Genomic DNA, 20,138 nt, shown 5'->3' with positions numbered 1-20,138 from the left:
TTCATTATATCCTAGATTTGGCATATTTCAAGTATAATATTACTCTTCCGGCGTCCTCACAACCTTCTCAAAATCTGCCTTCGGATGCTTACAAATCGGACAGATGAAATCATCCGGCAGCTCCTCGCCTACCCACTCATATCCGCATATTCGACATCTCCATACAGTCTCCCCCTTAGGCGTCGTCCCAACAGCCTCAGGCTTTGGCTTGATATTATTCTGGTAGTAGTCATATGTCACCGATGACACATCTGAAAGCACAGTCATAAATGTAGGCTCACAGATAAACAACGTATGCGAACCCAAATCAACTGTCTCCTTCACCTTCAGTGAGAAGTACGCATTTGTCCCAACCACAATATAAGGAATTCCATTGTCTGCCTGCTGATAATTCCCCTTTGGATAATCTGCAAACTTGTCTACATCACGCCCCGACTGGAATCCAAAATGCTTAAACAACTCAAAGGACGCATCCTGGCTAATGACAGAAATATTGCATGCCCCTGTCTCCTTCACCATATCATGTGTGAAGTTCGCCTTGTTAATCGCTACGGAAATACGATTTGGCTCCGATGCAACCTGAATAGCTGTGTTTATGATGCAGCCATTAGCTCTGCCATCTCGCACCGCTGTACATACAAACAAACCATAAGATAACTTATACATCGCCTTAGTATTCATTTCTGCCATAACAACCCCTCCTACATTTCAGTAAACATAGAAAATAAACAAGCTGTGACTTATGCCACAGCTCAATTATACAACTTATTAGATTCTTATGGTACCATCCCGAGCAGCTCCGCAGGTCTGCCCCCTCCCAGACCTCTCGCTAGCGCGAGTAAGGAATGATTGTAATCGGCTCCGCCGATGAAACTCTATTGCAACAACTTAACCAAATCCCCTACATCCGTCTGTGGATTGCATTCCTTGGATGGCCATTTCTCGTCCTTAAAATGTACACTTAACTTTTCAGCATTCTTTGCAGCCTGTTCCATCTTATCTTCAAGAATAGCATACACATCTACATTCTTATCATAATTCGGAATATGCTGCCTTTAGTTTTCTTTTGGCTTTGCCTCTCTCCTTAATATGGAAATCTTTTGCCACTATAACTCCTCCCCCCTGATATATGGGATTGCACCATAGCGCCCCAACAGATATCCTTTTTCAATATTATCCGTCTTTCTAACTGAGAACTCATCTAATGAATACAAATCAGACGCACCTGTCGTGTTGTTCTTTTCTGTAAAATACACTTGATCACGTCTGAATGTCGACAGCGAAAGTAAGGACGTATCATGTGTTGTAAATATAAGCTGCGCTCCAGATTTATTAATATCTGGATTCCTAAACATATTAATAATATGCTTAACTATAAATGTATGTAGACTATTATCTATCTCATCGATAAATAATGAAGTACCATTTTCAAAAACATCCTTTAAAACTGGTCCAAGTAAAAACAACTGATTCGTTCCAAGAGATTCTTCTAATAATCCCAAACTATATGTATTTTTATTATCTCCCTCACCTATCACATGCTCGGTTGTGACCTCGATTTGCTCCATCTCTTGGGCTGTTACCGTTGGAATCTGTTGTCCATTCACAAGCAATTGAGGAGTCAGCATCCCAAGAGGCATTTTTGTCTTTTTAACATTAATCTTCAATTTAGAAATATTAATATCCGCAGCATGTAGTAGATCTTCTGTGAACGATAAATATTCTTCTTTCTTAGAACTCTTATATAAATTCAATGATAAATCTGTCAAAACCTGAGCGTCAGTAAATGTGACTATTTTCTCCGATAACCACTTATAAGGTATTGTTGTGCTTTCTGTGTTCCAATTCGTTGCCGTTGCTAAGAAAAGCTTGTTCTGGGTGTTAAATCTAACTAAGGGTTCCAAAACATTCTTCTGAGACTTGAACTCATATTCCTCTCCATGACGCTCAAATATCATGGTTGGCTTTTTACTTTTATATTGATACAAATATTCTTCATGTATTCTTTTTCTATCAGCAGAAAAGCCGTATATATACCTGTTTCCGTCGTCAGCAACAAAAATGAATTCAAATTCAGATGGGTTATTAATATTGTCATCAAACTTAAATGGCATCATGAGACCTATTGGTTGATTCACTTGCATAAAGTTTGAGTTTTTAAGCATATTAACAGCTACTGTCATTGCCTTAAACAGACTAGTCTTTCCAGAAGCATTAGCGCCATATATGGCTATGGTATTTGCCGCTTCATAACCATTATTCTCGTTTATATTCTCTGGGTGCTCTTTATCTACAGAAGGATTTAAAGCTAAGATTGCCTTTTCCTTAAATGACATGAAATTTTTCACCGAAAACTGAATAAGCATATACACAACCTTCCTTTCTATAGTTGAGTATATGCTTATATTTTAAGTATGTCAAATTATAAATCTCATTTTTGCAAATATTTTGCAAAAATACGCTTTATTTTTTTCTATAAATCATTATATTTTTCATTATATTTTTTCACCATTCCCACCCAGGCCTCGCACCCAGGCCTGCCCGAACTCCTCAAACCACTTACTGACGTGAGTAATGTGCTTTATACGTGTAGTTTTTACTACAGCTATAAATTTTTACCTATATGCTTAATGATTACATTACCATTTTTTACTTGTATGTTGTAAGATTGCGCTTTTTAAGCAATTCTGCAAGCGCTTCGCAATCTCTTCCTCTATCAAGTGCGGTTTCCTCCCTTCTGGAGACTTACGTCATAATTATTGTAATGAAAATCACTTGTCTCCGAAATTCCATCATCTTGGAGTATTTATTCCCTTATCATGGAATAGCTCCAAACCCGCACCTGATCAGCAACAGTCCTATATTTATTATATGGTTTTAGTAGCACTAAAAAAGCAGACTCCCACTAAAGGAAGACTGCTTCTCTCTGCTCTTTGACATCACCTGCAATAGTTTGATAATATACAAACTACTATCAGAAGAGTCAGCTTTTATTCTCATAATCAATTCTCTATGAAGATGGACGACACTAAACAAAAAAAGACTCTATTTTCTTCTGATCTATTTTTATAAAATTATGAGCATCCTCACCATCTAATACAATCATATATATTTCATTTTGTACTTCCTCTTGATAATACTTTAGTTCAAAGTCAACCCAGCAAGAAGCTCTTGAGTTTGATGAGCTTAAAAACAATAGCTTTCTTGAGTTTTTCATTCTTGCCTTTAACACTTCTCTAGTAAAATCTGAAACCAAAGATCGCTTTAAGAAATCGCTATCTGCTGTCCAATCCACATAACAATTTAGTCCGCACTTGTTAATCTTTCGTACAATATCATAAACTATTTCCCGATCTAAATAACTGTGTGAAATAAATACATCATATGTCTTTAGCTTCTGTATAGATTTACCATTATTCGCAAGTTTTATAGCAAGACTTTCTGGTGTACCTTCAAATGTGCTTTTTTCAGTCATATACTGTTTTTTCTTTCCAGAAAAATTCTTTCTCAATTTTACGTAATGGCCTGATTTTTGCAAACATTGAAAGGCATAGCCTCTAATCTGGTTATTTTTTTCACTATCATTGAGCTTCCAAAAAAACTCCCAGGTTTTATCACAGTCATACTTGCGTATTTCTTTGCATATTTCTAACTTCTCGTTTATGCTAATACCCTTTATGTGATAAGCATATACAAGAGCGTCAATGAAACCTGGATCTACTTTCTGTTGCTCCTTAGTATATGTTTTAATTGATGTCTTCTTTTTATTTATTTTATGCATTCGCTTATTCTTTAAAGAAGACTCACACTCCATTCTTTTGCTTTCATCATACTGAGATGCGTGTTTTTTTCTGAACCCAACACTTAATAAATATTTGACTTTGGGTAACGAATAAAAGTATTTTTCTGGCTTTTGAGGATTATATCTTTTCTTTTTCCCATTTTTTTCAAGGAACTTGTCTTTTTCCTTATATACCTTGTACCTTTCCCAAATAAGATTCCACTCATATGGATAATAATACCTAAAGGCCTTTAATAGGTCTTCCCTTGAGTAACCTGGCTTCAACGTCTCGACAATTAATGACAGTGGTCTAGTTAAACTTTGCGAAAACCTTACTGTTTCGGCATCATATTTTCGCTTTGCTTCTCCTGGCATTTAAACTCACCTCAAACTCTTAATTAACAGCTTTTTCAACCCATCTGCCAAGATTATTATATCCATCATCATATATATAATCATAAATTCCAGAGGCAACATCATCAAAATACGCAGGTCTACCATTATTATATTGCCCAATTATTGTATGATGACTACATACCGATGATGTTCTGCCATTAAAATCTTTTATTCCATGTATATCAACACCTATAACAGGATTTCCTCTCTTCAGGCTTTCGCAAATCTCATACTGAACATAGGGACGATTTAAAGTATCAGCTCCAATCAAAACAACCGTTACAGATGTACCTTCTAACTGTTTGTCAATCCATCTCTTTATTGCTGCATCACCTTGACGTTTTACTTGCTCAAAATCAGCATGATCAATAACTCCTGAAACGATCTGTCCCCCTTGAGTCACCCATCTATTTCTTACAACCATAACCCTGGTTATATCATTTTGATAATGAAAACTATAAAATACACTTCTTGCCATATTACAAAAATCCCCCCTACATTGTTAGTTGCAATTCAGCAATAATATCTTCACCGCCATAACTATACCTCTTTACATATATCATATTCATCAATATTGTCCTGACGTTCTATTGCTTTTTCAATATATTTTTGATAATCCTTGATAAAGCTAGACCACTTAACAGCTTCGATATAACTGCATGTTCCAGTCCAAATAGTATCCTTGTTGTCACATTTTCTATTGGAAGCATTTTTTACGCGATTAAACTTATTCTTTTTGATTATCATAAATAAACTATTAGTATGGTGCATTGTACAACCACCAGAACAACAGCTTTTAGATTCAAGATAATATGAGTACGAACCTGTCGTGTCCGGCAGAACAACCGCAACCATTGCATTACTGTGACTTGTTATAGGATCACCATTCTTTTTTCTTCGAGATGTCTCTTTAAGCGAATATGAAACTTCCCACGGAATCCATTGATCACGATCATTTTTCCACCACTCCCTCATTCCAGGCGAAATAAATATAACCGTAACCGAACTATCGTATATTCTATCTTTTAATTTTTCCCAAATCGTACTATCCGATAGGTCACTTAAATCTTCTCCGTCACTTTCACCTTTATAAATATTGTCAGATGAATCAAGTTTTCTTTCGAATTCATCTACATAATCTCTAACTGTAGATTCACCATATGAGCTTAAATTCTCTACTTGATTATCCGCATACTTATAAGAAACAAAAATCTTGTTGCCCATTATTTCCCTTTTCTATTCTACAATTCTACGCTTGTTTGCTATTTTCAATACAGTTTCGATTATTTTATTGACATCTTTTTCTTTCTCGAGAATATCTACACTGTCCTCTATATAGCAATATAAATCTTTATCAAGCTTTAAGTCCTCTAGTATTTTTTCTGCAACATTTCCGGTACTTCCAATAGGAATAATTAAACAATCCTTCTGCTTCGCTATTTGGTATTCTTGCCAGCATCCATTTGCTTCAACTTTATTTCCCTTACTATCTTTTTTATTTCCAAATATGAATACAGCTATTCCATTATTGGATAGTATTTCCTCACGATACTTTTTCCATTTTTTTGCTCGCTCATCTGGATCTACTATATTCTGAGGAAAGGGTCTAAGACATAAATGTTCATCGACATGATTGTATTTATTCCTATTAATTTCATCTAACGCGCCATTAATAACTGATGAGCCTATTCCTAACCCAAACCCAGAGGTCACTCTATAGCCTTGTTTTATTAGTTGATTGGATAATTTATAAGCCAATTCCTCTGCTTTCTCCTTAGTCCAATCACCTTCATAAAATTCTGCACTTCCTGAAATGAATACACTACTCGCATTGACTGCTTTTTCTATTTCTCTAAGAATATCTGTAATTTCAGACCAATCATCAACATATACTATTTGAATTCCCTGTCTCGACAAATCCGCTTCGCGCAATTCTTGCTGTGCTTTTTTATACCCAAACTCTTCATCACTTAAAACACCTTTCTTCACTGCTTTCATTATGCAATAATGATTTCGTATATTTTCACCTAGTAATCGCCGAGTCTGGTTTAATACGTAATCCAAATTGGGGTCTTCAAAACTAAACCCAATAAATAAAAAAGTCTTCGATACGAGATCTCCCTTAAGAACCTCTCTAAATAAAGGATACGACGTATCATATTTTACATAATCATCCTTGGTAAGAACTGCTTTTGCAGGATGCTCCATATCCCCATGCATCTTATATACAACTGCATCTCGATCTCTTTTTGTATTTGACAGTTGCTCAGATTCCATTTTCACATCTGCATTTCTATTAGCCTCACGAAGACCGTCTTCTATCAAACGATCGTAATTTGTTGTCCAATATGTTTCGATAGGTAATCGTGTCAAAACTCTGACGTTATCATTCAGGTCTACATCTCTATTAAAGGCTTCCATTATGGATTTGTTAATTACGCCTCTATTTCCAGCCTTATTACGCACATATTGAGCTACCAACGTTAAATCATGTTCATCATCTATATTTAGCCCGATTTCCTCAGCTAATGGTCGAAGTAATTCTTTCCAATCAACAAATCCAGATGGGCGAGACAGACCAGCTCCTGCAAATACAGCAGCATTCCCGTCTCTAATTGCTTTGATATATTCTTTTAAAAACCTACTCTTTGTTGCCATTTACCTTCTCCTCTATACCACATAATTTGACCAATGATAAAGCATTTCATACTAGCCTAATTTATTCAGAATTGTGCTATCATGCTAAATTAGTCCCCAATCTTATCATTTATTTCGTCTATCCACTGAATATTGTCTGTCCCAAGTTTTTCTATGAGCTTTTCAAAATTACTTGAGCCATCCACGTGGTCATTCTGCTCCATACCCTGAACTCTATTACGCATATCTTGGTAGTTATCGGCCGTTATACTCTTCATTACCTTCTCAATCTGGTCACTTCTACCTTTATATCCCTTTACCCCGGTATACCTCTCGATTAGAGGAGCATTAACTGCCTTTGCCGGCTTTTTAATAACCTCATCTGTCCAATGCTTAGATATAATCTGCATTGTACAAGGATTTCCGAAGATAACAATCTCATCAGCAGCATTATCTACGCCATGGAAATCATTTATCTTATTCTTTATGTCATCATACTGCTCATAAGGTTTCTTCTCTGTATCACAGAACACAAGCACAACTTCATAAGACCCATTTTGGTATCTATCTTGATATCTAGCCGGAATATTTCCATTTCCTTCTGCATTTACCAAAGAAATATCATAAATATCGTTCCATACATGAATTTTTTTCAAGCGCTCCAAATACTTATACTCTTCATTGCCCTCGCAGATAATGCATATCTTATGTTTGTCAGATACTTTAGGAAGCCTATTTGTCATTTAAATCAGCCTCCTTTGCATTTCCTTTAATGCTCAGTAATGAATTGATCAGCTCAGGATCAGGTAATGCTGCAAAGGCTCCTTTTCTATATTTCTCTATTATGTCAGATGTATCCCTAACACCATTTTCAGCTGTAAAATCTGCTAAAGAATATACATAAACACCATTTTCATCCTTATCAACAAACCATATCTGCTCTTTTCTGAATAACCTCTTGCAGTCCATAAGATTTATATCATGAACAGTAAAAATCATCTGCGCATCAGTATTGAGTTCGTTGTTAAACATTGCTACGGTTGCTCTTGTAAGCTTAAAATGTATACTGCTGTCCAATTCGTCAACAACCAGTATTCTCCCCTGCTCAAGCGCTTCTATGACATAACTAGCCATAGCTGCAATTTTCTTGGTACCAGTAGAATCGAAAAGCATACTAGGAACCTGCACGCCCTTATATGTGGACACAAGCCTGATCTGATCCATAACCTTATCCGGAATATCTAAAACCTTTTCTTCTGGTTTTTCATCCTCAGAATTGTTTCGCACCTTTATACTTCCCATCTCAACATATTCAAAATTATCCATATAAAGGTCTGCATTCTTGATAAAATCAACAACTTTTTCCTGGAGCTGATTCTTATTCTTCATAAGATTTATAGTGTGCTCCATAGGAATATTATTCATGTTGATGATATCTATCTTCTCAGCAAACTGCACCAAAATTTGCTTCATATTATTAAGAGCAGAAAACTTGCTTGAGTCAACCAAGTGGAATATAACATTATTTTTTGCAACTACAGGCATCATGGATAGAAGCTCTGTATCGATGCAGGTAAACTCATCATTCAAAGTATCTCTCTTAAGCCAGCAGACTTCCTTCTCATTATTGTATTGATCTTTAATGATTTCTAAGAATTCTTCATATATATATTCCTCTTTATCAGCGTCATACTTAAAATCATATGAAAACTTTCTGCCATCATGTAAAAAAGTAATCCCGAGCTCACAAATATCACTCTCAGTAAAGATATTAGACATAAGACCGTTTTTCTTGTTCAGTAGAACTCCCTTTATTGCCTTGATACACCTAATAAGGCATGTTTTACCAGCATTATTTGGACCATATATTCCAGCGGTCTTCAATACATTAAAATTGTTTTCTTTATGCACATTTGAACCAAATTTTTTGTTTCTCATGTCTGCTTTCATAGAAAAAGCAATAGCTTCATCAAATGCAAAACAATTTTTAGCTCTTATTTCGATTATCACAATTTCTTCCTCCGTATTTTATCGCAATTATCTTTCGCTAAGATCCATCTATCTGCCCTAATTATAGCACATATTATTTTTCATGCAATATATTTACACAAAAAATAAAACGTTTGTTTTGCTAATCCGTTTTTCTAATCCTTTATGGAGACTATTATAGCCCGGCATCTGCCGGGCTACTACATTCCTAAACCTCCACCTTACAAACCAACTTCTTCACCTTCTCAGGTCCACCAACCTGCACACATCCCATATGAGGTACATTTTCCTTGATAACCATAATGCTTCCTGGTCTCATGATAGTCCTAGATTCTATTATTCCATCCTGCCAAAACTCTGCATCAGACTCTACATTGTACTCACCAGCGCTAGTCAAGCCCGAGCCAGCATACAAGGTAATCCATTCACTTCCGGAAATGACAAATTGCACATCAATGTGCTCCCTATGGGATTCGATTATGCAATCCTTTGCATCTTTAGTTTCATATTCAGAGATTCTATAAGGTGTTCCATCTGCCAAAATTCCTGAAGGTACATCCTCGTATTCACCTGCTAAAAGCATTTTAGAAACTCGTTCTATTCTCGCGTCTATATCATTAATAGTTTTCAAAATCGACAAAAGTCCTTTCTTCTTTGTATTGTATTTCATGACCTCATGCTCAGTTCGGTCCGAACTCACTCCGGCGCCTTCCACTCAGCGACAACACCCTCAGGTGTCCCAGTGAAAGCCTCCATAGTAGCAGCTGTCTCTGAACTGATTCCGTCTCGCTTCAGCACTACTCGAACGGTATCCACCAAAATCTGCACATCTAACGCAAACGAAACATGCCTCACATACCACACATCCATCGCAAACTTATCTTCCCACGACACACTATTTCGTCCATGTGCCTGCGCATACCCAGTCAATCCTGGACGAACATCATGGCGATGACGCTGCTCCGCATTATACAAAGGCAAATACTGTACCAACAACGGACGTGGCCCAACAATTGCCATATCCCCTACCAAAATATTCAAAAGCTCTGGCAACTCATCCAAAGATGTACTTCGTAAGAATCTGCCATACCTATTCAGTCGCACCTCATCAGGCAACAACTCACCGTCAGCACCTCTACGATTATCCATGGTCCTAAATTTAATCAGTCTAAAAACCTTTTCATGATATCCTGGTCGTTGCTGAGTAAAGAAAGGATTCCCTCCCATAAAAACGCATCCCAAAACAATCAATATCACAAAAAGTGGAGACAGCACAACTATCCCCACTAAAGCTAAAACAAAATCAATTACTCTTTTTAAACATCTTGCGTACATAAACTCCAGCCTCGTTTACATTCTCATCTAGGAGCGCTCCTGCACCAGCGACCACGCCAGGGCAAACCGATACCTCGTCAGTAACCTTCGCACCAATTCCAATCCAATCGCCAGCACAAATATTACACTGTGAACCAACAACAGCCCCAACGGATACATGAGCAAAATCAGCCACTTTACTATCCACACTGACGACAGCTCCAGTATTTACAATACAGCCTTTACCTACAGTCACACCTTCGCTCACAACTGCCTTCGCCATTACAACTGATCCCGTACCTATCGCAGCATCATAGGCAACCACCGCACTAGGATGAATTAGTACTGGTACACATGCACCAGCAAGTTCCAGCTCGTCCATAATCCTACGTCTTATATCACTATTACCAATAGCTACGAAAAAATCTGCACCTGCTTCAACAAACTTTGGAATTTCCGATGACGTCCCTACAACCTCAAAATCTCCTAGCGTCTTAATAGCAGGATTATCATCCAAAAACACAATTTCATCGTATCCATTCAACAGTGCTATGTCCGCCACCACTTTCCCATGGCCACTAGCACCAATGACTACCAATTCCTTCATGCACTACCTCAAAAACGCCTCAATCTGCCTATCCATCACAGCTCCCACATCCTCGCCATTCAGATAAGCCACAGACCATTCAACTATCTTTTCCATAGTGGTTTCTACATTCCAAACTGGCTTCCAACCAAATGTAGTCTTCAACTTGCTACAATCAAGCTTAAGGAAATTCGCCTCATGTGGTCCACCATCATGCTTGTTAATCCAAGCAGCCTCATGCAACCCAGCACCACCAGCAGCCCCATTCCACTTATCGCAGAACAACTGCACTAGCTCACCTGTAGTCCAGCAATCACTATCATCTGGGCCCACATTATAGCTTCCAGCCAGTGCCCTATCCTTGTATTGCGCCTCCGCAATCATAAGGTACGCCATAACCGGCTCCAGCACATACTGATATGGTCGTGTAGAATATGGATTGCGCACTACAATCTCCTGCCCAGCCGACACCGCACGCACACAGTCAGGTATGATTCTGTCATTTGCAAAATCCCCACCGCCAATCACATTACCAGCACGGCAGGTTGTAACTGCAGGCGCATCCACACCATAAAGCTTCTGATACTCCGCATCAGTAAAGAAGGAATTCCTATAGCTAGATGTAACCAACTCCGAGCAAGACTTGGAATTAGAATATGGATCAAACCCATTGAGTTCCTCATTCTCGCGGTAGCCCCACTGCCACTCCTTGTTCAGATAAACCTTGTCAGTAGTCACATTCACAAAGGAACGAACGCTTGGTGTGCGACGAACCGCCTCGCAAATATTCACTGTTCCCATCACATTGGTCTCGTATGTATAAACCGGATCCTTATATGAATCGCGTACAATTGGCTGTGCCGCCATATGTATTACAATCTCTGGCTTCACCTCTTCGAACACGTTAAGCAAATGTGCCAGATTACGGATGTCCCCCTCCACAGAATTCATCTGTGTAGCCAGCCCAAGCATATCAAAAAGACTTGGTTCTGTAGGCGCCTTCAATGCATAGCCTGTCACATCTGCTCCTGCGTTTATCAATGCCTTACACATCCACGAACCCTTGAAGCCTGTGTGGCCTGTGATTAATATTCTTTTTCCTCTATAAAAATCCAAATTCATTTCAGCTCTCCTATTTCTATTCTCCCATCTTCACAATAACTCTGCCATCCACAATAGCGATAGAGCCATCATTTGGATATGTTGGCATAGCCTTCACTGCTGTTTCCTGAGCTACAGTACCGTCATCCACTGATACCTTTTCATTGCCAAAGCCAAGGTGCTCACGCATGAAGAAGAGTGAGCCTTCATAGCTAACTAAATCTGTGTATCGTGGGAATTTCTCTATCTTTACAGCGTCCAGCTGGTCGCTGTTATCTACTAATGCAAAAGTACCATCTTCTAGTTCAGCCTGACCTACAAGGATAATCTCCATATCCTCTTCAAATCCTTCACATGTCTTGATAGCTGTAATCATCTGATTAAAATATGCAACTGCCTGTTCCTGAGCAATCTCGCCTTTCATATATGCGGCATTATCCATATATGTATATCCGAGAGTCATTATCGTAATTGCGATAATCTGAATCCATGTAGCTCCTACGATTATCGTATTTACGAAACTATCTTTAGTCTGCATGCTCTGCATTTTCTCTATCAACAATAATGGCAGTATATATACAAAGATATCCCCATAAAGCATCAGAGAATCCACTTCAAACTCGCTACTTGTGGATAATAGATACACTATATTCATTCCTATTGGAAGAAGAACCAATCCAATAAGACTAAATAACTTAATAGAAATCTTTGCTTTTGCCTGAATCAACAGATAACAGATCTGCATCAATGTAATCACAAAGATTAATGCTGTAAAAGCTCGCTGATAAAGAACAGCGTTAATGCCTTCCTGTGAAAAGCCAAGGAATGCCTTTACCATTCCGATAAACACCTGAGGAAGCTTTTCCAACTGATACCCCTCATCCATGCCCTTGTAATCTACAGCCACGATATGCTTAACAGCCATGGTAACCTTGCGAAGAACAGCCCACAGTGCCAGGCTAACACAAAGATTAACAAGATAAATAAGACCAGTCTTCACATAAGCTAATGGGCTATCATAACGTTCATCTAAAACACCAAAGAAAAGCTTGATTAAATAAAGCGCTATTACCACTCCAATATATGCTTGATAGATTCCAAGGCTGACAGTACAAAGAAGTGCTGAGATTATAAATGACTTCACAACGCTCTTCCGGCATGAGATAGCATCCACTAAAACCTTTGCAGAAACGACTGCCAACAATAATGCCAGCTGATACTCCCAGCTGGTAAACATAAATGAGAATATACTGGTGACTACAGGGTACACCACCATAATCACACCAATAGCTGCAGCTAAGAATCTGCTTTCCACTTCAAAGAGCTCTACCATGAACATAGCAGCTATTGCTATAAATAAGATAGATAATATTCCATTAAATACAGGTACTGCAAATAGCTTTGTAGTCATCATCTGGATGTCATAGAAGAAACCAAGCATCCATCGACCTGATTCGTAAGTACCACCCAGGTTAAAGAGGCATGCGGTGTTGTCATGGTAAGAGATTCTATTAAAAATCACATAACCATGAGCGACTAGTCCTGCTATCAGAGCAGCTATAAAAGCATAGGCCTGCTGCTGATTAAAACGGCCTCTTAACTTCTCAAAATAATTTTCTATCGGTGCTGTAAAATTCATTGATAATCTCCCATCAAATCAATATAGCTTGAAAGAGTTTTTTCCTCTGTTTTTACTTTTTCAGTTCCATAGTGTGACACTTCACTAATTACACCGCATACCACCAGGCCGATGTACCAAAGGTAAGCGAACTGGTAAGCAAATGCCTCCACGAAGTAATATAAATTCACTCCTACAAATGCCGAAAGCAAAAGTGCCTTACAGAAAATCCCAACATGCTTATTAGCTGCAAGCATAATGGCATCTTTAATAGTTAAAATGAAGAATATAAATAGTGTTACAAACACTAGGATTCCATAATCCCTGCCATAATCCAGCCACATGTTACTAGTACTGTTATTGTATGTAAGGTCCAATCCAAAATTACCCCAGTGCTTAGTAATAATAAGATGCACACCCTCCTTGAAAGCAAGGAAGCGTTCTGTCTTCACATACTTGTATAACAAGCCAAGCAAAAGAATAACCAAAAGCCCTGTCCCTATATATGGTCTCGCGTTAGAAATTTTCTCATTTCCTGATGTCATTTTATAAATTAAAAAGAAAACACCAGCAATAGCAAAAGCTCCAATGAAAATAAAGTTAAAATAAAATGTGATTCTATTTGTATAGAATGTATCACCAGTAAATGCTACTGAATAATATCCCATTGGGTAGATTGGAGATCTTTTTGTAAGATGCCAGTCTAGCAATCCCAACACAGTAGTACCTGCAGTAATGCAACCCATAACTATCACAGATTTTTTTATAGGCTTCTCTGCCACCAGCACCTTGCCAAACAAATACATCAACATTGGCATTGCTATAGTAGTGGGTACTATTGCCTCTCTTCCTGTGTGCTGATCCAGCATTGCTTTTACAAAAAATGTCTCCATCAAAAACAAAAGGTTAATATCAAATCTTAACCTTCCTGCACATAAACTCAACACACCAATAACTGGTATAGTGACCACCATCACCCAGATATTTGCCAGCGAATTATAGTACAGGCCATAAAAAGCCAAAAACATGCAGGCCGTCACGAATATAATATTTATAATTGTATTTTTATTTTTTACCATCACTAATAAACTCTTCCAGTTTTCTCATAACATTTATAAAGTTTTTATCACAACATTCTTCCCTGAAAAAGCTGCTCCGATTTTTATAGTCTCAGCCACACCCAAATCCTTCATTTCTATGTCATAAGACTTAGCAGATATTTGAGTCAGTGCCTCCTCCGCTAAATCAGATAGAGCCTTTTCACTGAGATTATTCTTCCATTTAAATTCCATTATTATTCCCGGATACTGATTTTCTCTTGGGAAAAGAGCTAAATCAAACCTGCCATCACCGGATTCTCGATTCGATTTTATGCGATAAGTATTATCCATCATCGCGACAATTCCAAGTGTCAGGCCATGATAAAATCCTTCTGCACTTGCATCATAGAAGCTCATAGACTTATTCATGTATTCAACTAAAGCTTGTTGTAATAACACAAAATCACGAGCATACAAACTTTCAGCAATTCTATTAGCAGTGCTCTGCTGAACAGCACCCACCTGTAACAGATGACTCATGATTTCAATTTTAAATACCGCAGCAATTTCTTGATTTGGTATTTCTATTTCACATAAATAAGAACCATCCATTTGTATTTGCTTATTAACCGGCTTAAGATAACCTGCCATTAATAATAAACTATATATATTTGCAGGATTTTCTGTAAGAGACCTATAGACTACATTCTGATCTATCCTGGCTATCACTTTTTCTCCAAGCAACAGCATATTTAATCTTTCTGAGATGTCTTCAGTAGCCACATTCAGGACATCTTCCAGCACTTCGTTTTTTCCAGTGCTCACCCAGTATGCCTGGGGCAATCCATTTTTAGATACATAGTTTATTATTGACCATGGATTAAAAATTTCTGTACTTCCAAAGCAGTATCCATTATACCATTTTTCTGCTTCAGATATGTTCTCACCCATACCAAAATCATATAAGATATCAGCAACTTCTCCTTTAGTAAAACCAAAGAATTCACTATATTCATCATCCATAATGGTATTGACAGTGATATTATTAAGCCCGCTGAAAATACTCTCTTGGGCAATACGAAGAATTCCAGTTAAAAATCCAAAGGATAAATTCTTATTATCCTTAAACCCTCCAGAGAAGAAATTACGCATAAAATCTATAATATCTCCATAGAAATCTTTTGAATATCCTTCCTGGATTGGAGTGTCATACTCATCTATGATGATAATTGGAGCTGCTCCATAGTGATTATTGAGCATGCGGGATAAATTTTCCAAAGCTGAGGAAAGCTCCACTTTATTTGCAGATTTGCTCAGGACTTTGGAATAGTATTCCTTTTCATAGTCGAGCAATGCATCAGATGTCATAAGCTCCTGATGTCTTCCAAATTCAACCTGTACCAATTCTGACAGCTTATCAAATGTCTCCTCCCAGGTATCAAATTTAACATCTTTGAAAGAAAGGAATATCACAGGGTATTTACCCTGATAATCCATATATTTCTTTCCAAATTTTGCTATTTTTTTATCTTTAAAATACTTTTCCGTATCATCGCTACTAATTTCAAAAAAGACACGGAGCATATCCATATTCAATGTTTTTCCAAAACGTCTAGGTCTGGTAAAAAGTGTTACTAAAGATTTTTGATCTAAGATTTCTTTTATTAGCAGGGTCTTATCCACATAGTAATAGTCAGACTGTGCCCTTATATAATCAGAAACCCCTATAGGCATAGCCTGAGACTTTGTTTTGATATACTCACCTGTTTTAATACGACCATCATCTGGTCTCACCGCGTCGTCAGGAAGTACCCATTTGCCATTATGTTTTTCCGCTCCAAGTATTCTTCCGGCTATACACATATCACGTACAGCGCGCTCAGAAACGCCCCATTTTGTAGCAGCTTCGCTAATAAGCATAGTTCTTTTCCCTTTCCAAAGACTTTATTTATATGCTCATTATAACAAATTGCCGGAAGATTATCAATTCTACTTGATATTCTTCCGGCAGTATTCTTCCGCAAATTTTATTCCTCTCCCAGCTTCCTCTTAAAATCATCTGTAACCCTATATAAATCCATCTCGAAATCCTGTCGGTTCTTCTGATAGATTGTCTTAAGAATGATTCCAGAAAAGAATGACAGAATCGATGCAATCATCGCAAAACCGCACACAATAAGAGTAGGATACTTTGGTACCAAGCCTGTCTCCTTATAAGTCACGAATACAGGTATAAAGAAGCCTACCGATAATGCAGCTAAGATTAAAGCTGTAGTTCCAAAGAAAAGAGTCGGACGATAGAAACGGAAAAGTCTTATGATTGTAAAAAGAACCTTTGCTCCATCACCATAAGTATTAAGCTTTGACTCGCTTCCCTCTGGTCTGTCACGATAATCAATAATTACATTCTCCACAAACATGTTTTTATCAACTGCGTGGATACTCATCTCTGTCTCGATTTCAAATCCCTTTGAAAGAATAGGGAATGTCTTTACGAAACGATATGAGAATGCTCTGTAGCCAGTCATCATATCCTTTATATCGTTCTTGAAAAGTCTGTTGATACTCCAACGCACAATAGCATTTCCAAAATTGTGGAAAGGTCTCTTGTTTTCCTCGAAATATGTGGATGAAAGTCGATCTCCAACAATCATGTCCGCTCTGTCCTCAAAGATTTTATCTACCATCTCACGAGCAGCATCTGCTGGATATGTGTCATCACCATCTACCATAAGGTAACACTCCGCATCGATTTCAGAGAACATTCTGCGAATAACATTTCCCTTTCCCTGCTGGTGCTCATAGCACACCACAGCACCTGCCTCACGTGCTATCTCATCTGTGCCGTCTGATGAATTATTATCGTAAACATAGATTGTAGCTTCAGGCAAAACAGCCTTAAAATCTCTTACAACCTTCCCAATTGTAATTGCTTCGTTATAGCATGGTATTAATACCGCTATTTTATCCATAAATAAATCTCCTATTATTTACAAGCTTAGCCCCTGAAAGTGCTAACTGTATCTCTAATCTTTTGAACCACATCATCGGCTTCGTTCTCATAAGCCAGCTGCATAAGACTCTTTAGATTTCCTATAAACTCTTCAGAATCAAACTTGATAGGTTCAGCCACATGAATAAGATGATTCTCTGTCTCTTTCAGGCCTTCCTCACTCATAAGCTTTTCCTCATAAAGCTTCTCACCTGGACGAAGACCAATATATTCAATCTCGATATCCACATCTGGTTTTAAACCAGCTAACTCTATCATGTTTCTTGCAAGATCAAGAATCTTAACAGGCTCTCCCATATCAAGAACAAATATCTCGCCACCTGAAGCATTGGCTCCTGCCTTAAGTACTAATGATACCGCCTCTGGTATAGTCATGAAGTATCTAATGATATCCTTATGTGTAAGTGTCACAGGTCCGCCCTGTGCAATCTGCTTCTTGAAAAGAGGGACCACCGATCCATTAGAACCAAGAACATTTCCAAAACGTACCGCCACGTATTCACAATGTGCGCTACCTGGCTTTACGCATTCCAGCTCATTAGAATCCACATCCACATTGTGAGTGATGAGGCAAGGCATCTCATTTTCCCTATTGGAACGAACCATATAGTCGAAAGTTTGAATAATCATTTCGCATATACGTTTTGTGGCACCCATAACGTTGGTAGGATTTACTGCCTTGTCTGTACTGATAAGTACAAACTTATCACAACCATACTTCATGGCTGCATACGCTGTCTTATAAGTACCAACAGCATTATTCTTAATAGCCTCACAAGGACTATCCTCCATAAGAGGCACATGCTTGTGCGCTGCTGCATGATAACAAATGTTTGGTCTATACTTCTCAAATACAGACTCCACACGACGTGCATCGCGAACAGAACCAATCAGAGTAACCAGATTCATATCTGGATATTTACGCTTCAGTTCCAGCTGAATATCGTAAGCATTGTTCTCATATACATCAAAAATTATCAGCTGCTTAGGCTGATATTTTGCTATCTGTCTGCAAAGCTCCGAACCGATAGAACCGCCACCACCAGTAACTAAGACTACCTTTCCCTGGAGCTGGGCTGCTACATCTTCCTGATGAAGCTTGATAGGGTCACGCCCCAGTACATCCTCGATAGTAATGTTCTGTAAGTTACCGGCACTGATAACACCCGCCTTTTCTGCGTAGATATTAGGCAGCTGCTTTATACGGCAGCTAGTCTCCTTGCATATGTTTATAAGGTTTCGCTTCTCACTAGGAGTGATATTTGCAATAGCAATATAGATTTCCTTAATCTCATACTTTTCTACAGCGTACAGAATCTTATCTCTGCCACCGATAACCTCTACGCCATCGATATAACGTCCCCATTTGTTAGAATTGTCATCGATGATAGCCACTACCTTTGCCGAACCGTGGGCACCACCGTTTACAAAATTAACATCGCGAAGAATCATACGTCCAGCAGAGCCCGCACCTATAAGAAGTACATTGGTATCAGCCTCCACTGGAGCGCTCTGGTCTCTCATCAACAAAACAAATCTGTATGAGAATCTGATTGCGATTCCAAACATAAACTGGAATCCTGTGCCAAAAACAAAATACGAAACGGGCATTCTATATACCAGCAATATCATACCAAATATATTCAAAAGAGATGTAACCACTGTGGCCATAATCATCTTTTCCAGCTCATAAAAGCTGGCAAATCTCCAGATGCTTCGGTACAAACCAAATAGCCAGTATATTACTATTGAAACAGCAGCATATGGCAGTATACCCATCATATATGGATTCAGATACGATGAAGGAATAACAGAAAAATGACAATCAAATCTAAACCATAATGCAATGAAATAAGAAAAAACTATGGTAACAAAATCATAAGCTACCAACAAGTAAGCAACCTTATGCCAATGCTTTATTCTATTAATTAAATCCATTAAGATTCTACCCTTTCAAATTTATCACTCATTACATTTTACACAAATTACGTGCAATATTAAAGGGATGCTCTTGGCATCCCCTAACGATTTACTTTACTATCTCGTCATACCTTGCGCTGACCTTAGCCCAATCTAACACTTCGAAGAACTCTTTTATGTAATCTGCTCTAAGATTCTTATATTTAAGATAATAAGCATGCTCCCAAACATCCAGTGCAAGAATAGGTATCATTCCTGTGCCATCGGAAATTGGATTGTCCTGATTTCCTGTCTTTGAAACAGAAAGCTTTCCAGATGCATCTGTAGAAAGCCATGCCCAGCCAGAACCAAACTGTGTGGTTGCTGCTGTAGTAAGCTGTTCCTTAAGAGCATCGAGGCCACCAAAAGTCTTATCAATAGCCTCTGCTAGCTTACCAGTAGGAGCTTTAGCTGGATTTGGTGAAAACATTTCAAAGTAAAGATTGTGGTTATAATATCCACCGCCCTGATTCTTTAATCCTTGACGAAGTGTAGCATCGCTTACTTTATCCAATGACGCAAGAAGCTCCTCTACTGGAAGAGTAGCCATGCCAGCCTTCTCAGCAAGCTCATTGAATGTCTTAGTGTAAGTGGCATGATGCTTACCATGGTGTGTCTCCACTGTAAGCTGATCTATATGTGGCTCTAAAGCGTTTGTTGCATAAGGTAATTTGATTTGTTCGTACATTGTAATGAACCCCCTT

The 20,138-nt window shown here is 38.2% G+C and carries 19 protein-coding genes; all 19 read right to left on the bottom strand.

All coding sequences use genetic code 11. The annotated features are described in order from the left end of the window. Positions 1 to 39: 39 nt before the first annotated feature. The 19 genes from G592_RS0108320 to G592_RS0108230 all read right to left on the bottom strand — a co-directional run bounded on the left by G592_RS0108320 (position 40) and on the right by G592_RS0108230 (position 20,122). Positions 40 to 681 carry a flavin reductase gene (locus G592_RS0108320; RefSeq protein WP_028247426.1) on the bottom strand — a complete coding sequence of 214 codons (642 nt, stop codon included), beginning with the start codon at positions 679 to 681 and terminating at the stop codon, positions 40 to 42. Between the two features lie 194 nt (positions 682 to 875). Then, positions 876 to 1,019 carry a hypothetical protein gene (locus G592_RS17545; RefSeq protein WP_155942177.1) on the bottom strand — a complete coding sequence of 48 codons (144 nt, stop codon included), beginning with the start codon at positions 1,017 to 1,019 and terminating at the stop codon, positions 876 to 878. Positions 1,020 to 1,106: 87 nt separating this feature from the next. Continuing rightward, complete coding sequence (locus tag G592_RS15995; RefSeq protein ID WP_028247425.1) at positions 1,107 to 2,366, bottom strand: AAA family ATPase; 1,260 nt, start codon at positions 2,364 to 2,366, stop codon at positions 1,107 to 1,109. 662 nt (positions 2,367 to 3,028) lie between these two features. After that, entirely contained in the window at positions 3,029 to 4,156 is a 1,128-nt protein-coding gene (locus tag G592_RS15990; RefSeq protein ID WP_051194821.1) for a toll/interleukin-1 receptor domain-containing protein, read from the bottom strand. 19 nt (positions 4,157 to 4,175) lie between these two features. Beyond that, entirely contained in the window at positions 4,176 to 4,655 is a 480-nt protein-coding gene (locus G592_RS0108300) for a TIR domain-containing protein (protein WP_028247424.1), read from the bottom strand. A gap of 62 nt (positions 4,656 to 4,717) precedes the next feature. Further along, positions 4,718 to 5,401 carry a TIR domain-containing protein gene (locus G592_RS0108295; RefSeq protein WP_028247423.1) on the bottom strand — a complete coding sequence of 228 codons (684 nt, stop codon included), beginning with the start codon at positions 5,399 to 5,401 and terminating at the stop codon, positions 4,718 to 4,720. A gap of 12 nt (positions 5,402 to 5,413) precedes the next feature. After that, on the bottom strand, positions 5,414 to 6,835 hold the full coding sequence (locus tag G592_RS0108290) for an SIR2 family protein (protein WP_028247422.1): 1,422 nt from the start codon (positions 6,833 to 6,835) through the stop codon (positions 5,414 to 5,416). An 89-nt stretch (positions 6,836 to 6,924) separates the two neighbouring features. Next, positions 6,925 to 7,557 (bottom strand): hypothetical protein, encoded by a 633-nt coding sequence (locus tag G592_RS0108285; protein ID WP_028247421.1) that lies wholly within the window; start codon positions 7,555 to 7,557, stop codon positions 6,925 to 6,927. Next, positions 7,547 to 8,824 carry an AAA family ATPase gene (locus tag G592_RS0108280; protein WP_028247420.1) on the bottom strand — a complete coding sequence of 426 codons (1,278 nt, stop codon included), beginning with the start codon at positions 8,822 to 8,824 and terminating at the stop codon, positions 7,547 to 7,549. The genes G592_RS0108285 and G592_RS0108280 overlap by 11 nt, the downstream gene beginning before the upstream one ends. A gap of 187 nt (positions 8,825 to 9,011) precedes the next feature. After that, positions 9,012 to 9,503: a YhcH/YjgK/YiaL family protein gene (locus G592_RS0108275; RefSeq protein WP_196801828.1), complete on the bottom strand. Its 492-nt coding sequence runs from the start codon at positions 9,501 to 9,503 to the stop codon at positions 9,012 to 9,014. Next, positions 9,500 to 10,138 (bottom strand): sugar transferase, encoded by a 639-nt coding sequence (locus G592_RS15985; protein WP_036952240.1) that lies wholly within the window; start codon positions 10,136 to 10,138, stop codon positions 9,500 to 9,502. The genes G592_RS0108275 and G592_RS15985 overlap by 4 nt, the downstream gene beginning before the upstream one ends. After that, a complete protein-coding gene (locus G592_RS0108265) occupies positions 10,107 to 10,724 on the bottom strand; it encodes a NeuD/PglB/VioB family sugar acetyltransferase (RefSeq protein WP_028247418.1) in 618 nt (205 codons plus the stop codon). The genes G592_RS15985 and G592_RS0108265 overlap by 32 nt, the downstream gene beginning before the upstream one ends. Before the next feature lie 3 nt (positions 10,725 to 10,727). Continuing rightward, on the bottom strand, positions 10,728 to 11,825 hold the full coding sequence (gene rfbG / locus G592_RS0108260; protein ID WP_028247417.1) for a CDP-glucose 4,6-dehydratase: 1,098 nt from the start codon (positions 11,823 to 11,825) through the stop codon (positions 10,728 to 10,730). 16 nt (positions 11,826 to 11,841) lie between these two features. Continuing rightward, positions 11,842 to 13,443, bottom strand: a complete 1,602-nt coding sequence (locus tag G592_RS0108255; RefSeq protein WP_028247416.1) for a glucosyltransferase domain-containing protein — start codon at positions 13,441 to 13,443, stop codon at positions 11,842 to 11,844. After that, complete coding sequence (locus G592_RS0108250; RefSeq protein WP_028247415.1) at positions 13,440 to 14,501, bottom strand: hypothetical protein; 1,062 nt, start codon at positions 14,499 to 14,501, stop codon at positions 13,440 to 13,442. The genes G592_RS0108255 and G592_RS0108250 overlap by 4 nt, the downstream gene beginning before the upstream one ends. A gap of 33 nt (positions 14,502 to 14,534) precedes the next feature. Beyond that, positions 14,535 to 16,382: an AAA family ATPase gene (locus G592_RS0108245; RefSeq protein WP_028247414.1), complete on the bottom strand. Its 1,848-nt coding sequence runs from the start codon at positions 16,380 to 16,382 to the stop codon at positions 14,535 to 14,537. 107 nt (positions 16,383 to 16,489) lie between these two features. Next, entirely contained in the window at positions 16,490 to 17,434 is a 945-nt protein-coding gene (locus G592_RS0108240; protein WP_028247413.1) for a glycosyltransferase family 2 protein, read from the bottom strand. A gap of 26 nt (positions 17,435 to 17,460) precedes the next feature. Beyond that, positions 17,461 to 19,413, bottom strand: coding sequence for a polysaccharide biosynthesis protein (locus G592_RS0108235; RefSeq protein WP_036952235.1), 1,953 nt, complete (start codon positions 19,411 to 19,413; stop codon positions 17,461 to 17,463). 91 nt (positions 19,414 to 19,504) lie between these two features. Next, positions 19,505 to 20,122: a superoxide dismutase gene (locus G592_RS0108230; RefSeq protein WP_028247411.1), complete on the bottom strand. Its 618-nt coding sequence runs from the start codon at positions 20,120 to 20,122 to the stop codon at positions 19,505 to 19,507. Positions 20,123 to 20,138: the final 16 nt, after the last annotated feature.

This window comes from Pseudobutyrivibrio ruminis CF1b (assembly GCF_000424005.1).
GTDB classification, from domain to species: domain Bacteria; phylum Bacillota; class Clostridia; order Lachnospirales; family Lachnospiraceae; genus Pseudobutyrivibrio; species Pseudobutyrivibrio ruminis_C.
This window is presented reverse-complemented; position numbering and strand designations above follow the sequence as displayed.